The organism is Chryseobacterium oleae, assembly GCF_900115055.1.
Classification (GTDB): Bacteria; Bacteroidota; Bacteroidia; order Flavobacteriales; family Weeksellaceae; genus Chryseobacterium; species Chryseobacterium oleae.
In genome coordinates, this window is record NZ_FOVD01000006.1 from 292,351 (window position 1) to 307,913 (window position 15,563).

18 protein-coding genes are annotated in these 15,563 nt (G+C 39.0%); 10 read left to right on the forward strand and 8 right to left on the reverse strand.

Annotation, left to right across the window (positions count from 1 at the left end):
• The gene (locus tag BM143_RS18425; protein ID WP_090026213.1) at nucleotides 1-714 is read right to left on the reverse strand and encodes a phosphoadenylyl-sulfate reductase; all 714 of its coding nucleotides are present in this window, start codon (nucleotides 712-714) and stop codon (nucleotides 1-3) included.
• 84 nt (nucleotides 715-798) lie between these two features.
• Nucleotides 799-1,215, reverse strand: coding sequence for an RrF2 family transcriptional regulator (locus BM143_RS18430; protein ID WP_090026215.1), 417 nt, complete (start codon nucleotides 1,213-1,215; stop codon nucleotides 799-801).
• A 146-nt stretch (nucleotides 1,216-1,361) separates the two neighbouring features.
• On the opposite strand from BM143_RS18430, the gene pepT reads away from it, so the two are divergent.
• From pepT to BM143_RS18460, 6 genes are all read left to right on the forward strand, one after another.
• Entirely contained in the window at nucleotides 1,362-2,609 is a 1,248-nt protein-coding gene (gene pepT / locus BM143_RS18435; RefSeq protein WP_090026217.1) for a peptidase T, read from the forward strand.
• 5 nt (nucleotides 2,610-2,614) lie between these two features.
• Nucleotides 2,615-3,184 (forward strand): energy transducer TonB, encoded by a 570-nt coding sequence (locus BM143_RS18440; protein WP_090026219.1) that lies wholly within the window; start codon nucleotides 2,615-2,617, stop codon nucleotides 3,182-3,184.
• A 148-nt stretch (nucleotides 3,185-3,332) separates the two neighbouring features.
• Nucleotides 3,333-3,584: a hypothetical protein gene (locus BM143_RS18445; RefSeq protein ID WP_090026221.1), complete on the forward strand. Its 252-nt coding sequence runs from the start codon at nucleotides 3,333-3,335 to the stop codon at nucleotides 3,582-3,584.
• Between the two features lie 151 nt (nucleotides 3,585-3,735).
• Nucleotides 3,736-4,332 carry a porin family protein gene (locus tag BM143_RS18450; protein WP_090026222.1) on the forward strand — a complete coding sequence of 199 codons (597 nt, stop codon included), beginning with the start codon at nucleotides 3,736-3,738 and terminating at the stop codon, nucleotides 4,330-4,332.
• A 78-nt stretch (nucleotides 4,333-4,410) separates the two neighbouring features.
• Nucleotides 4,411-5,472 (forward strand): sensor histidine kinase, encoded by a 1,062-nt coding sequence (locus BM143_RS18455; RefSeq protein WP_090026224.1) that lies wholly within the window; start codon nucleotides 4,411-4,413, stop codon nucleotides 5,470-5,472.
• Nucleotides 5,462-6,196 carry a LytR/AlgR family response regulator transcription factor gene (locus BM143_RS18460; protein WP_047451165.1) on the forward strand — a complete coding sequence of 245 codons (735 nt, stop codon included), beginning with the start codon at nucleotides 5,462-5,464 and terminating at the stop codon, nucleotides 6,194-6,196. Before BM143_RS18455 ends, BM143_RS18460 begins: the two co-directional genes overlap by 11 nt.
• A gap of 248 nt (nucleotides 6,197-6,444) precedes the next feature.
• On the opposite strand, the gene BM143_RS18465 is transcribed toward BM143_RS18460, so the two are convergent.
• The 6 genes from BM143_RS18465 to BM143_RS18490 all read right to left on the reverse strand — a co-directional run bounded on the left by BM143_RS18465 (nucleotide 6,445) and on the right by BM143_RS18490 (nucleotide 12,017).
• Entirely contained in the window at nucleotides 6,445-7,347 is a 903-nt protein-coding gene (locus BM143_RS18465; RefSeq protein ID WP_090026226.1) for a DUF6268 family outer membrane beta-barrel protein, read from the reverse strand.
• Between the two features lie 164 nt (nucleotides 7,348-7,511).
• The gene (locus tag BM143_RS18470; RefSeq protein ID WP_090026228.1) at nucleotides 7,512-8,729 is read right to left on the reverse strand and encodes a multidrug effflux MFS transporter; all 1,218 of its coding nucleotides are present in this window, start codon (nucleotides 8,727-8,729) and stop codon (nucleotides 7,512-7,514) included.
• Between the two features lie 295 nt (nucleotides 8,730-9,024).
• Entirely contained in the window at nucleotides 9,025-9,843 is an 819-nt protein-coding gene (locus tag BM143_RS18475) for a helix-turn-helix domain-containing protein (RefSeq protein WP_090026230.1), read from the reverse strand.
• A 2-nt stretch (nucleotides 9,844-9,845) separates the two neighbouring features.
• Complete coding sequence (locus BM143_RS18480) at nucleotides 9,846-10,292, reverse strand: hypothetical protein (RefSeq protein ID WP_090026232.1); 447 nt, start codon at nucleotides 10,290-10,292, stop codon at nucleotides 9,846-9,848.
• A gap of 97 nt (nucleotides 10,293-10,389) precedes the next feature.
• Nucleotides 10,390-11,454 (reverse strand): thiamine-phosphate kinase, encoded by a 1,065-nt coding sequence (thiL, locus tag BM143_RS18485; protein WP_090026234.1) that lies wholly within the window; start codon nucleotides 11,452-11,454, stop codon nucleotides 10,390-10,392.
• 68 nt (nucleotides 11,455-11,522) lie between these two features.
• Entirely contained in the window at nucleotides 11,523-12,017 is a 495-nt protein-coding gene (locus BM143_RS18490; RefSeq protein WP_048505151.1) for an acyl-CoA thioesterase, read from the reverse strand.
• Between the two features lie 341 nt (nucleotides 12,018-12,358).
• Between BM143_RS18490 and BM143_RS18495 the strand changes: the two genes are divergently transcribed.
• Genes BM143_RS18495 through BM143_RS18510 form a run of 4 tightly spaced genes read left to right on the forward strand, consistent with a single transcriptional unit; the run spans nucleotide 12,359 to nucleotide 15,554 of the window.
• The gene (locus BM143_RS18495; RefSeq protein ID WP_090026236.1) at nucleotides 12,359-13,567 is read left to right on the forward strand and encodes a BaiN/RdsA family NAD(P)/FAD-dependent oxidoreductase; all 1,209 of its coding nucleotides are present in this window, start codon (nucleotides 12,359-12,361) and stop codon (nucleotides 13,565-13,567) included.
• Nucleotides 13,564-13,974, forward strand: coding sequence for an energy transducer TonB (locus tag BM143_RS18500; protein ID WP_167375316.1), 411 nt, complete (start codon nucleotides 13,564-13,566; stop codon nucleotides 13,972-13,974). The genes BM143_RS18495 and BM143_RS18500 overlap by 4 nt, the downstream gene beginning before the upstream one ends.
• Before the next feature lie 27 nt (nucleotides 13,975-14,001).
• The gene (locus BM143_RS18505) at nucleotides 14,002-14,640 is read left to right on the forward strand and encodes a DUF2306 domain-containing protein (RefSeq protein ID WP_090026240.1); all 639 of its coding nucleotides are present in this window, start codon (nucleotides 14,002-14,004) and stop codon (nucleotides 14,638-14,640) included.
• Complete coding sequence (locus BM143_RS18510) at nucleotides 14,637-15,554, forward strand: YARHG domain-containing protein (RefSeq protein ID WP_090026242.1); 918 nt, start codon at nucleotides 14,637-14,639, stop codon at nucleotides 15,552-15,554. The genes BM143_RS18505 and BM143_RS18510 overlap by 4 nt, the downstream gene beginning before the upstream one ends.
• The last annotated feature ends 9 nt before the right edge of the window (nucleotides 15,555-15,563 follow it).

Genomic DNA, 15,563 nt, shown 5'->3' on the forward strand with positions numbered 1-15,563 from the left:
TTATTGATGAACATGTAAGCCGCATTCCTTTTTATCGGCATCTTCCCACCACCATCTTCCGGCTCTGAAATCTTCCCCTTCTTTGATCGCTCTGGTACAGGGCTCACATCCGATGCTTACAAATCCTTTTTTGTGAAGGTGATTATAAGGAAGGTGTTGCGTTTTTACATAGTCTGTCACCTGTTCTGTGGTCCAGTGAAGGATGGGATGAAATTTGATGATCTGATGATCAGGATCCCACTCCAGCTGTGGCATTTCTTTTCTGCCTGCGGAATGTTCTGATCTTAAACCTGTAATCCAGACCTTATATCCCTGAAGTGCTCTTTTTAGAGGAATAACCTTTCGGATATTACAGCAGGCTTTTCTCTTTTCTACGGATTGATAAAAAGAATCCGGTCCGTTTTCTGACACAAACTGCTGCAGCGATTCCGGATCCGGATAATACGCTTTAATATTTTTTTTGAAGAAAGCTCTGGAGGAAGTCCAGGTCTCATAAGTCTGCTCAAAAAGTCGTCCCGTATCCAGTGTGAAAATATCAATATTCAGGTTTTTTATCAGGTGAGTCACTACCTGATCCTCGTAACTGAAGCTGGTAGAAAAAATGACTTCACCAGGAAACCTGTTGGCAAGAACTTCTAAAAAATCATCATTAAAAGCACCTGCAGAGGCCTTTTCCAGTAATTGATTGAATTCTATTTTCAGGGTATTTTCCATGTTGAATTGAAATTAACTCCTGCAAATATATATAAATCCTATTTATCCTACCAAATTAGTAGGATATAAAAATTAAAAAAAAATTCAGCTGTTTTTTATAAAGGAAGTAAGAGTCGCTTCCATCATGCTTTTTCTTGTTTTTTCTCTTACGATCATCAGTTCATTTCTGAGATAACAGGTTGCCTCATCGACACAGTCATCGCAAGGTTCGTAGAAATTCAGTGAAATACAAGGAGTTAAGGCAATCGGACCTTCGAAAATACGGTAGATATCTGCCAGCGAAACATCGTCAGGAGACTTCAGAAGATAATATCCACCGGCATTTCCCTGTTTGCTGTTGACCAATTTGGCTCTTTTCAGCTCGAGAAGAATCTGCTCTAAGAATTTTTTGGAAATATTCTCATCCTGTGCAATAACGGCCGTTGACAAAAATCCCTGGTTGTAGTTTCTTGCCAATCTAACCATCGCTTTCAAAGCATATTTGCAACGTTTGGACATCATAATTGATGCAAGTTATAACAATTTATTTGATTAACGAAATCGCAGCTTTAGATTAAAAAAATCAATCCGGATAACCCTTTGAAAATATCCCTCAAAGTTCAGTTTTGAAAAATTTACATTGTATATTTGTTGGAAATTTATGATCGATGAGTATAACAGAATTCAATCCATTGTGGAAAGAGAAATTACTGAACCGTTTTCTCGCCTATGTAAAAATATATTCAACCAGTGATGCGGAAAGCGAAGCAACCCCTTCTACCCCGCGACAGTGGGACATTGCCAACTATATTGCAGAGGAACTGAAAACGATCGGCCTTGCGGATGTTTCCATTGATGACAACGGGTATATTATGGGATATGTTCCTTCTAACCTTGACAATGACAACACGCCTACCATAGGATTTATTTCACATTATGATACCTCTCCGGATTTCAGCGGGGAAAATGTAAAACCTCAGATTTGGGAAAACTATGACGGAGGTGATCTTCTTTTAAATGAAACGACAGGATTTACCCTTTCTTCTTCAAAATTCGAGAGCTTAAAAAAATATATCGGGCAAACGCTTATTACAACAGACGGAAATACCCTTCTTGGAGCTGATGATAAAGCGGGTTGTGCAGAAATTGTAACCGCTGCTGAATACCTTATCGCTCACCCGGAAATCAAGCACGGAAGAATTGCGGTAGGATTTACACCGGATGAAGAAATCGGAAGAGGCGCTCACAAATTTGATGTTGCTAAATTCGGTGCAGAATGGGCTTACACGATGGATGGAAGTGAAGTTGGAGAATTGGAGTATGAAAACTTTAATGCTGCAGGAGCTGTGGTAAAAATCCACGGACTGAGCGTTCACCCGGGTTATGCTTATGGAAAAATGATCAACGCAGGTCTTTTGGCCGCAGAATTTATACAGTTGCTTCCTGCCAATGAAACTCCGGCTACGACCAAAGGTTTTGATGGCTTCTATCACTTAATGGATATCACAGCTGATATTTCTGAGGCTAAGCTTCAATACATCATCCGTGATCATGATGAAGATAAGTATGAGGCCAGAAAAAAATTCATGGAGGAAAAAGTAGCTGAATTCAACCAAAAACATGGTGAAGGAACGGCTGAAGTTGAAATCAAAGAACAATACCGTAACATGAAGCAGCAGTTCGAAGGAAAAATGCACATCATTGACCTTGCTGCCAAAGCGATGAAAGAAGCTGATATCGAGCCTAAAATCAAAGCTATCAGAGGAGGAACAGACGGCGCTCAGCTATCCTATATGGGTCTACCTTGTCCAAATATTTTTGCAGGAGGAATGAACTTCCACGGACCTTACGAATATGTGGCGCTGGAAAGCATGGAAAAGGCAGTTGAAGTGATTATTAATATCGTAAAAGCTTAATACTGATGAAAAAACTTTCAGCATTAGCCCTTCTGTTCATTTTTACATTCAGCAGTGCGCAGGTCTCTGAATTTGAGAAGGCTGATTCAAAATACGACAGAAAATTAAAGTCTCTGTACAAGAAATATCCGAAGCCTAATGATGAAAGAACCAAACAGGAGTGGCTCCTTACGGAAGCAAAAATAGCGTCTTATCAAAGTGCCTTAGAGAAGATTTCTGAGGAGGAAAAGAAAATGATAACTGATGCTCCGCCTCCTATGGCACCTAAAATTACCAAAGAAGCGGAATACGAAACCGGAAAGGCGGCTTTTCAAAAGCTTTTAAATGAAGCTGTAGACCTTACTTTTCTGAATTTTGCAGTCAATCCCTACAAAGTAACCCTAAAATTTACTTTAGATTCTAATGGGAATGTCTATAATGCGAAAGTAAAAGGGAATAATGAAGACGTAAACTCCTTTATAGAAGCCGGTTTTTACCGTATCAAGGATAAAGGTAAATGGAAACCTGCAGAATCCAACGGACGGCCAGTCCTTTCTGTGGTAAGTCTTCCTCTACAGTTAAACTTCAGTAAATAATACAGATCAACCCATTGCAGAAGCAGTGGGTTTTTCTTTTTCATTACGTTCAATTTTTCACCTTATTTCTCTTATTGATGAAAAGTATTTAGTTTTTTGATTATATTTACTTAAACATCAGACTATTAACTTTAAAAATCAATTTACTATGAAAAAAATCAGAAAATTTTCAAGAAAAGATCTGTCAACAATCCTGGGCGGAGGTATAGGTGGCTGCCATATGAACGGAGATTCTGCGTATTGCTGGACAGATTGTGAATGTACTTTCGGAAAAGCCTGTGAAATGGACGATGACGGAAATCCCGGAAGATGTGTTTCCGTAGGCGGTGGAAATCCCGGCGGTGGCGGTACCGGAGGATGCATTCCACCATCCAATTGCGAAGATTTAGAACCATTTTAACAGATATCTATCGGAAGTACTCTCTTCCGATTTTTTTTTGCTTTTCCCGCTAAAAACAGGTCCTTGTCAAAGCATCTCTGCAGTTCATCAAATAAAGTTTTATCCCGCTTTTCATAGCTGTTGCTTTGCATCAAATTATTAAAAGCAATTTATGAAACAGCAGTTTTTAGCACTAAGCACATTTTTATTATGCATCATTGGTTTTATAGAGACCAAAGCGCAACAAACACATGCTTTCCACATCGGGATCAAAGGCGGGGCAAATTTTACAAAAACCTCTTCGGAGTCCTCCACCTTGGAAGGGAAATACGGATTCGGCTATCAGGGAGGCATCATGACCAGAATGGATATCGGAAGCCTTTATGTACAAGGAGAAGCCTTATTCAACAAAAGAAAAACCTCTTTCGACACTAAAGATGGAACCTCAGCCAAATTAAGCTGGAATTCTGTTGATATTCCGGTAGTAGTCGGTTATAAATTCATCAATACGAAAGATTTTAATGTAAGAGCATTTGCCGGCGGGGTTTACAGTTATGCTTTTAAAAACAATCTGTCAACGTCCAAAGCATTACAGGAGGGTTTTAAGAGTTTTGATAAATCGAATATCGGAATTACGGGAGGTATTGGTGTGGATTATAAAAATTTCACAGCAGATCTGAGATATGAAACCGGGCTTTCGAGCATCAGCAAAGAGTTTAAATCTAAGCCGCACAGCTTTACGCTAGGAATCGGATACTTCCTGTTTTAAAAACTTAAATTATCTTTACATATTAGAAACTGCGCCCTGCAGTTTCTAATTTTTTATAAATCTACTTGATCCTCTTCCATGACAAAACCTTTTATTTTAAGAGAATATATTTTTGTTACGATGTTCTGGCTCGTTTTTGCAGCAGCTGTGTACATCAACTTTCAGGCTAATTCTGACAAACCTTCCGCACTGTTCCAGACCATTGTCCTTGTTATTGCATCATTTTTTTTCACTCACTTTCTCACCACAAGGCTTCTTCCGAATGCTTTACGAGCAAAAAGGATGAAATTATTTCTGATTCAGGCGACCGGAGTTATTCTATTATTAAGCTTTATTTATTCTATGATCTTCACCTATATTGAAGTGAATTCCAAGAATGAACTTCCTCATGATTTCGTTGATCATCTTCCTTTTTTATGGAAAGGATTCTATCTGGCGCTGCCTGCTTCTTTTCTGATTAACGGATCTGCCTGCGGAATTAAATTTTATCAGGAACACGGAAGAATAGAACGCGATCATATCTTGTTGCAACAGGCTCATCTGGAGAACCAGCTGAAGTTATTACAGGATCAGATCAATCCTCATGTGGTTTTCAATATTCTGAATCACATTCATATTCTGATGAAAACGGATACGAAACTTGCAGATTATCTGCTGCTTAAGTTTTCAGATATTTTACGTTATCAGCTTTATCACTGCAGCCAGAATCTGGTGCCTTTGAGCCAGGATATTGAGCATCTCCAAAATCTGGTGGAAGTGGAAAAACTAAGATGGGGCAACGAACTGGAAGTAAATGCAGACTGGAGTATCGGACATAAGAAGCCATTCATTGCGCCTCTTCTGCTGGTTCCATTCATCGAAAACGCCTTTAAATATGTTTGCAGACTGCCCGGACATAGAGGGTATGTAAAGATTTCCTGTATGGAGAAAGACGGTTTTCTTTTATTTTATGTCGAAAACTGTTATTCAGAGCTGGCAACCCACAAAAAGAAGGAAGGTTCTGGTGGAATCGGGCTTCAAAATGTACAAAAACGTTTAAAATTACAGTATCCGAATGCCCACGAGCTTACCATTGTGGCAGCCGATAATGTATACAAAGTAACTTTAACCCTACAATTATCCGACAATAATGAGCAGTAATATCCCTAAAATGAAATGCCTGATCATCGATGATGAACCTTTAGCGAGATTCCACCTTAAAGAACTGGCAGACCAGATCGACTTTTTATCCGTGGAAGGTACCTGCGCCACCGCACTGGAAGCCGATGCTATCGTTAAGGAAAAGGAAATTGATCTTCTTTTTCTGGATATCAATATGCCTTATTTAACCGGCCTGGAATTTCTGGAGCAGCTGGAAAACCCACCTTTATCTATTCTCACAACCGCTTATTCTGAATATGCGCTGGAAGGTTACCGTCTGCAGGTGGTAGATTATCTTCTGAAACCCATTGCATTCAACCGTTTTTATCAGGCGGTGAACAAAGCTCAGCAGCAGTTTATTGTCTCTGAAAAGATGAAGAAGAACTCTCCTTTTGATGATCCTTTTCTCTATGTAAGGCAATCCGACAGCTTTATCAAGGTATCCTGGGTGGATATTCTGTATATCGAAAGTATGCAGAATTATACCAAACTGCATTTTAAAGACAAATCCCTGGTGATCCACCAAACGATGAAGGCTATTGAAGAATCACTGCCTTCTGAGCATTTTTTCAGAATTCATAAATCATTCCTGATCAATATTACCCATATTGATATGATCTCCGGCGGACGTCTGTTCATCAACAAAACAGAGCTTCCTATTTCGCGTACAAGGAAAGAGGAACTGCTGAATCAGGTGGTGTATAAGAAGCTTATTAGTAAGTAGTTTAGATGGGAAGATGGAGGATGGAAGTTATCCTTGTATAAAATTAAATGATTGTCTTTTTGTTTGAATCCTATCAGTTATGAATAGGGATGGAAGATGGGAGCGGGAAGAGGGAGGTTATTGAAGTTGCTAACAATAACTCTATGCCTTTTTTTAATCCATAAACACACTCATAATTAACCGACTACAAGTTAATAATCGTTGGATAGTAACTTCCCTCTCCCATCTTCCATCTTCCATCTTTGCCTTTACGGCAAATTCCACCTCAGCGACACCGCTACATACAATGAGCTGGCAAACTTCGGATCCATCATTTTTTTGTCTTTGAAAATATTCTTGATCTTTCTGTCGTTTTCACTGAAACTTCTCAGCAAAGCTGTTCCACCTGTCAACCGAAGGCTTAGATGATCATTCAGTTTCAGTTCCGGCCTGATCCCCGCTGTGATCTGTTGGTATCCAAGAAGCATTGATTTCCCGTCTTTATTTCTTTCCACAGTCATTCCGCTAAGGTTAACAACCGCTTTTAAAGCAAATTTATCTGAAAACAGATAACCCGCTTCCATTCCCTCCGGGAAATTGATGTTGAATTTAATTTTTCCGTTTGTTTTCCAGTCGAAATAGATCCAGGGTAAGATCATTGGAACCCCGAAAGCCGTGGTCAGGACAGGTCCTGCTCCAAGTGCCAGATTAGGATTGAAATGTCTGATAAACAGAATACCACCCTGTCCTAGAATATCATCGGAACTCACCTGCTCAAGGTCTGTATACACCCCTACGGCAGCAGTCATCATCATACTCCATTTCTTTCCTAAAGGTCTCATGTGCTGGATTCCGACCTGTGCATTCAGCATCTGATCAGGAAACAGCTGCTTTTCGTAGTCTTTATGCTTCATTTTTGCATACGATCCACTCAACAGAAGTGACCAAGCTTTTACCCTTCCACTGCTGTCCTTCTTCATGGACAGTGGAATGCTAAGGTTAAGATCTGCTCTTTTAAAATCACTCTTGGAATTTGTTTTCGTACTGTCTTCAGGACGAATGTAGTTGGAAAACGGAATATATTCCGTTTTAAGTTCGCCGGATATTCCGGACTGAGCAGTGACCCAATAACCCAACAGACAGCTGGCAGCGGCCAAAAGATTTCTCTTCATAATTTAAATTTTATGCAAAGAGATACTTTTGGAGGTCGGTTTCAAAAATTACTTGATTAAGTGTCCGAATGGTATGACCAAAAGGAAAAATGACGGGATGATAATAAATATGGATGACATAAAAGAGCGGTGACATAAAAATAGGACTTCATCCTATTTTTTGACTAAATCGCCCCTTTGGGGCTCTCCAATCCTATAGACGCTTTTTTACCTTTAAATGAACGGTAGGCAAACCAAACCGCAATGATTGCAATCCCCGCACGCATGAAGACCATCGGCATGATGGAATCTGCTTCTAGAAACCCGGCCAGTCCTGAGAGTAAAAAAGTAACCATCAGCTGCATAAATCCCATCACGGCAGCTGCTGTTCCGCGCCCTTCTTTAAAGGGGGATAAAGCATGAGCAGAAGTAATAGGAAAAAGAACGCCTATCGCCAGCAATGACAGATACAGCATCATAATTTCAAGGGCTACTGAAAGGTTTCCTGCTGCAATAAGGATGTGAAGGCTACATACAATAAGCAATAAAAGGGTTGCTGCCAATAATAGCTTAGTGTCACTTATTCTTTTAATCAATTTAGGAGTAAGATATGCTGCTGTTATTAAGGCTAATGAATTAAACCCAAATATAAAGCTGAAAACACCGCTGGAGAATCCGTGAAGTTCCATAAATAAAAACGGGGCATTGGAAATGTAAATAATCAGAGAGGCAAAAGCAATGCTCCCAATCATTGTACTGCTGATAAATTCTTTGTTTGAAAGTATGGTTTTCAGGTGATCTTTTAATCCTTTTTCGTCTTCTGCATTTTCCGGAAGTGTCATTTTCGAATTGGTTTCAGGAACGTATTTGTATACCATGAAAAGGGTTATAAGACCTAGAATCGTTAAGAAAGCAAACGAGCTGTTCCATCCCCAGAACTTAAGAAATACACTTCCCAGTAACGGAGCTACAATCGGAGCAATTCCACTGATCTGGGATTGCTGTGAAAAGATGGATACAGACTTCTGCCTGTCATAAAGATCAATAACTATGGCACGACCAATGACGATTCCGGCACTTCCCCCAAAAGCCTGTAAGAAACGCATCGCCCACAATACGTAAATATTTTCTGTGAAAAATATCGCAGTGGCTCCGATAATAAAAAGTAAAAGCCCGCAATACAACATTGGTTTACGGCCTGTTTTATCTGATAAAGGACCCCAAAGCAGCTGTCCGAAGGCAAATCCTGCAAAAAACACAGAGATAGAAATCTGAATATGCCCGATATCGGTCTGGAAAATCTGAGCCATGCTTGGGAAGGCCGGCAGATAAAGGTCTATACTCAGTGATTCAAGGGTGTTAAGGAGTGCCAGAATAAACACTACGATACTTAAATTTCTCATAAAAGGTCAGTCAATCATTAAAGGTTCCGCAAAAGGCGGTTTTTTCGTCCTGCAAAATTCCTCTAAAAAACAAAGCTTTACCATACAGGAACTGAAGGAAGACCAGCACAAACTGAGGATGAATTTGAGAGTTTTGGCAAGTGATAAGTTATAAATGATGAGTTATGAGTTATGTAACGCGGGTTTTTGAGTTGGAAGCTTTTCACCATTGACGTTCCTCAATCTTAGCCTTACCCTTAACCTAGAGATCTGACATCTGATGTCTTGTGTCTTGTGTCTTGTGTCTAACATCTAACTACTCTTTTCCAGCCTTAAATCCATCTGGGTTCTGGCCTGTATGCTTTTTGAAAAAGCGGGAGAAGTAAGAGGCATCGCTGAACCCCAGTTTAAAAGCAATTTCTTTAACGGTTAAAGCCCCAAAACTGAGTTCTCTTTTGGCTTCGAGCACCAATCGCTGGGCAATCATCTTTTTCACCGTCGTTCCTCTGAAAAGACGAACAATATCATTCAGGTGATGAGCACTTACTTTGATCTGATCTGCGTAGAATCCGGTATCCTTCTCAACTGTGTAATATTCCTCGATCAGGCTTACCAGTTTCTGGATGCGTTGTCTGTCGTTAATTGAAGGATCCTGCAAATTGATCTGTTCTGTGATGATGATGCAGAATGCTCTCAGGTAGGTTTTTAATAAATCTATCCTTGATGTTCCATTGTATTCCTCTTGAATAAGCGAGACAATGGTGCTGCAGGTTTCAGCATTTTGAGGATCTAATGAAAAAGGGCACGTGCCACCTGTGAGGATTGTTTCTATATCGCAGGCTTCTTTAAATATTTCCCGGCTTATGGCTAGCACATAGCCTTTTTCACCTCTAAGCTTCATATTGAAAACCTGCCCCGGTGCGATGATGCAGATTTGGTTATTTTTGAGTGAATGATGCTCAAAATCCAGTTCTAAGCTGCTGTTTTCCTTCACCTGCCTGAACCAGATGATTTCAAAGAAGTTATGCCGGTGAACATCATTAAAGTTCTCCGGATGTCCGCTATCCAGAGTCATCAGCTGAAACTGTTCGGAGGTCAGGTGATGCACGGGGATACTTTTTTCAGACAGATTCATTTTTAGTGCTTATTAAATATTGAATTTTCTTTAACAAAATCTACATCCGAAGGGTTTGTAATGATGTAAACTTCGCCTTCATCTTTAGTATTTTTCCCTTTATAATAAATAATTTGTTTGTCAGAAACTAATTGTACACGATCTCCAATCTCCCTTTCAATATATATCGGCAGATAGATTTCAGCCTTTTTATCTCTGATTTGGTAAGGATATATTCCCTGTTTTGATTTTTTGGAGAATTCTTTAACGGTAGAATGAAGCACATCCACGGTCAATATACCAAAACTATGATTGTCGGACCTTTTTATATCAGAGACGGTTCCTTCCAGAACCACTCCATTTCGTAAAACTTTATTTTCTTCCGTGTACTCTTTTGCGCCATTTTTCGTTATAAAAACGACAATTACGATAAAAACAATCAATAAAACGATAAATCTTACATATTTCATATCTACTTTAAGTTAAAGTTTACAGCAGTCGTTAAAACAAAAACCACAGCAAAAAAAGTGCTGCGGTTTTCTACAATATTCAAAATTAAATATAATTTTATCCATTCTGCTGGTTACCCAGGAAAGCATCCCAGCCCTGCGCCGTAAGTGGAACAAGCTGATTGGAGCCTCTCGCAACCATATAGTTACCCTCTTCATTCTCTACTGCATGACCAATGATTGTAAAATCAGGATGGTTTTTAATTTTATCAAAATCATTCGGAGAAATGGTGAACAGCAATTCATAATCTTCACCACCGCTTAATGCTGTCATGACAGGATTAAGGTTCATTTCATCCGCTGTAGAGATCGTCAGGCTGTCCATTGGGATCTTCTCTTCATACAGTCTGAATCCTGTTTTGGACTGATCAGAAAGATGAAGGATTTCCGAAGCCAGGCCGTCAGAAATATCAATCATTGAAGTCGGTTTGATATCAAGTTCTTCAAGGATAGTTTTCACATCGGTTCGCGCTTCAGGTTTAAGTTGTCTTTCCAGAATATAATCGTACCCTTCCATTTCAGGTTGCATATTCGGGTCTGCAAGGAAAACGGCGTGTTCTCTTTCAAGGATCTGAAGCCCCATGTAGGCACCGCCAAGATCTCCGCTTACCACCAGAAGGTCATTCGGTTTTGCACCGCTTCTTTTTACGATATTCTCGTCATTTTCAATTCCTACAGCTGTGATGCTCATCACCAACCCGGAATTGGAGCTTGTCGTATCTCCACCGATAAGGTCTACTTTATATCTTGCACAAGCTGCCTGGATTCCGGAATATATCTCTTCCAAAGCCTCCACGGGAAAACGGCTGGAAACGGCAAGAGAAACCAAAATCTGTGTAGGAACAGCATTCATGGCTGCAATATCACTAAGGTTCACGACAACCGCTTTGTATCCTAAATGTTTTAAAGGAACATAGCCTAAATTAAAGTGGACGCCTTCTGCAAGGACATCCGTTGTCAAAACAACTTTTTTATTTCCAGGATTAATAACAGCGCCATCATCTCCTACTCCAAGTTCCGAAGACTCGTTGGACAGTGGAAAATGTTCTGTCAAATGTTTTATAAGACCGAATTCTCCTAATTTGGAGATGGGGGTCAGTTCCTGTGATTTATCTTCAAACATAATTTTTTCTTTTTTGTAAAATGTCCAATGTAAAATGTATTCATGACTTTGAACATTAACCTTGAATTTTATTTTGTGAATTCTGCCGGATCCACATTATCCGGACGGAAAGGAAGTTTTTTGAAATCTTCTCTGGTCATCACGATGGTTTCAGGGCTTTTGTATTTGTTCATTGCTTCTATCACATCATCCGGTGGCGTTGTCATTTTTCTCAGCATCATATCAATCCATACTCCTGTAGCTTCTGCAGTAGCACAATGTACTCCGTCCGGCGTATAGAATTTATGGACAAATCTGTAGATTGATGAATCTTCTGAGCATCCATCGATTTCCAGGCTTACAATAACCGTCTGGTCTGCATAGATTTCTTTGAAGAAAGAATATCTTTCATGCATGATCACCGGCCCGATTCCCCATCGGCTTAACTGGGTAACTCCCATTTTTTCTTTGGTCATAAAGGCCATTCTGGACTGCGCACAGTACTGTACATATGATGAATTGGCTAAGTGCTTGTTGGCATCAAGATCACTCCAGCGTACTTCGAATTTATGGTAAAAAATCATGTAAATACGTTTTAAATATGCTCTTATAAAGTTTCCGTTATTTTTCAACCACAAAAGTCACAAAAGAGATTAACATTTTAAAATACATTAAGTTCATAATCACACTACATATAAGTTCACATAAAAAGAAAATCTACGATTTTCAACAAACTTAAGTGCTCTTCCTATGCGCGATCTATTTCACTTAAAAATAGCTAAAGTGTAAAAACTTTTATTGCTTTTATGGTTAATAATCTAAACTTTAAAGTTCAAAAATTATATTCTTCAAAATTACTCAAATAAGATGGTTTATAAAAATTGTACTTTTGAAAAAATAATCTTCAGCATAAGATTACCTATACATGAAACAGATCATCATTATCGGAGGCGGTGCAGCAGGCTTTTTCTGTGCATCGAATCTTGACGAAAAAAAATACAGCATTACCATCCTGGAACAAAACTCGGATGTACTTCAGAAGGTAAAAATCTCAGGCGGCGGGCGTTGCAACGTCACTCATGCCTGTTTTGATCCCCGGGAACTGGTTCAGTTTTATCCGCGTGGTAATAAAGAATTGTTAAGTGTTTTCACTAAATTTCAGCCAGGGGACACAATGGATTGGTTTGACCAACGCAGCGTTCCTTTGAAAATAGAGAATGACAACCGTGTGTTTCCGGAAAGCAATTCTTCGCAGACCATTATCAATACATTCCTGACTGAAATTCAGAATAAAAAGGTTGAGGTTAAAACAAAATGTTCCGTTAAAGAAATTGAAAAACAGGGCGAAAAATATCTGGTCAAGACCAGTTTGGGAGATTTTCAGGCGGATTACGTGGTTTATACAACCGGAAGTTCTCCGAAATCATTGAAAATCATTGAAAATCTGGGTCATAAGATTGTGGATCTTGTTCCCTCCCTTTTTACATTCAATATTAAAGATGAATTGCTGCAGGATATTCCCGGAACGAGTTTTGAAAATGCTGAGATTTCGATTCCTGCATTAAAAACGGAAGAAAGCGGACCTTTATTGATTACGCATTGGGGCCTTTCCGGACCTGCTGTTCTGAAAATTTCAGCTTGGGAAGCGATAAGTCTGGCCAAATCAAAGTATCATTTTGAGATTGAAGTGAATTTTATTTCAAAATCTATGGATGAAGCGGAAGAAAGTTTCCTGAATTTTAAACAGTCCAATCCGAAAAAAACAATCGGGCAGGCGAAGATCTTTGAAGTCACCAACAGGTTCTGGCAGAAAGTACTGGATGTTTCAAAAGTTGATCTTAATAAACAGGTCTCCAATATCTCAGGAAAAGAAATGCAGCAGATCCTTGAAAACCTTTGCAGAAAAAAACTGAAGGTTACAGGCAAATCCACATTTAAAGACGAGTTTGTGACCGCAGGAGGTGTTGATTTAAAGGAAATTAACTTCAAAAACATGACTTCAAAACTTCTTCCCAATTTTCATATTGCCGGGGAAGTTCTGAACATCGATGCGGTGACGGGAGGTTTTAATTTTCAGGCGTGCTGGAGTGAAGCATGGCTTATTTCACAACATTTAAATCATTTAGAGATATGAGAAAAATCTTATTATTCGGCTTGCTTTTAGGATTTCAATTTGCTTTTTCGCAAACATCAAAAGAAAATTCAAAAGATCAGAAAGTACCTGCTACAGATATCCAGACATTTATCGAAACAGACATTGCGGCTTCTTTTCCTGGTGGAATGGAAGCTCTCAGAAGACATATCAGCTCTGAATTTGATACATCAAAAATTAATGGCTCAGGAGTTTTTAAATCTGTCACCAAGTTTTTGATTCATGCTGACGGTAGTACGGAATCTATTTCGACTACTGGAAATAACGCTGCGATGAATAAAGAAATGACGCGTGTAATTAAAGCAATTAAAACTAAATGGAAACCGGCTACACGCGATGGCCAACCTGTTGAAACCTGGTATACAATTCCCATGACCATAAATATTTAAAAAAATCAATTCGTTTGACTCAATAAAATGTTTGAGGCCAGAAAACATATCCCTTCTATCTTAAAAACCCTTTTGATTGTAGGGTTTGGATATTTCTTTTGGCTGATGCTTAAAATTACGCTGGAATATATTCCTTTCAATCCGAATGTAAGCTTTCTGATGATCAAACAGACGGAAGTTCAGGACAGACCGGAATATCTTTCTTTTTTCTATACACACGTGTACACCAGTATTTTTGTGCTGTTTTCCGGATTTCTGGCTATTCTCAGAAAGGATTTCGGGATTAAAAACTTGCACAGGAATATTGGAAAAATCTATATTTTTTTAATTCTGATTCTGGCTGCACCATCCGGAATCTACATGGGATTTTTTGCCAACGGAGGCTTCCTTTCCAAAATATCGTTCGTTATTTTAGGCTTTCTCTGGTGGTTTTCTACGTACAAAGCCTATCAGTCTGCAAGACAGAAAAAATTTAAAGAACACAAGCAGTGGATGTGGCGAAGCTTTGCGCTCAGTTTATCTGCTCTTACGTTACGGATCTGGAAAGTAATTATTGTATATTTATTCCACCCAAATCCGATGGATGTCTACCAGATTATCGCATGGCTGGGCTGGATTCCCAATATCCTTTTAATAGAATACCTAATAACAAAAAAACATATATGAAAATTTTAAATTACACCCTTGTTTCTTTGCTGGCAGTTTCCCTTGTGGGCTGTAAGAAAGACGGAAAAATAACCGAAACCGGAAAAGATTCGGTGATTGCAAAAAAGGATTCCGTTGTGGTTCCTGAAATCTATAAAGAATATTATGGAATTTATACCGGAGATTTTGCCGGAAAAGAAATGATTTCTTCTGAAGACGGCGAACAGTATGAGGATTTTGTGAATAAGAAAATTTCTCTGAAGATCAACAGGATTACCAAGGACAGCGTCTACGGACAAAGTATTGTCAATGGAAACCAACGACCTTTCAGAGGTGTTTTTAATGAAAGTATGAAATCTTTTGTCCTTGATGAACCGGGAAATGATAAAACCGACGGCAGATTTGAAATAAAATTGAGTGGCGACAGCATCACCGGAAAATGGAATGCTTTCAATAAAACGGCTGTAAAATCGCCTTTAAAAACCATTAAACTTTCCAAAAAAGAATTTGTCTATAATCCGAACTTTATGCTGGATCAGGATTCTGATCTGGTAGACTGGTCCAATCCGAAGGATTTTGTAGAAAAATACACCGATGAAGAAACCGGGAAAACAGAAAGCTATACAACATCCAAAAACAGAGTGGCTTCTGAAGCTATTTTTAAACTGAATGCTTCCAAGCAAAAACTCACGGAGAAGGAACTTAAAAACTTAAGAAAACTCGATCTTGAGATCATTAAAAACTCTGTTTTTGCCAGACACGGCTATTCTTTCAAAAAAGAGACCTACAGATATTTCTTTGAACAGACAGATTGGTACATTCCTGTGTCCAATAATGTCGATAAAGAGCTTTCTCCAATGGAAAAGGATAATGTAGCGTTACTTAACCGTTTTATTAAGTATGCGGAAGATAAGTACGACAGTTTCGGAAGATAGGAAATGTGA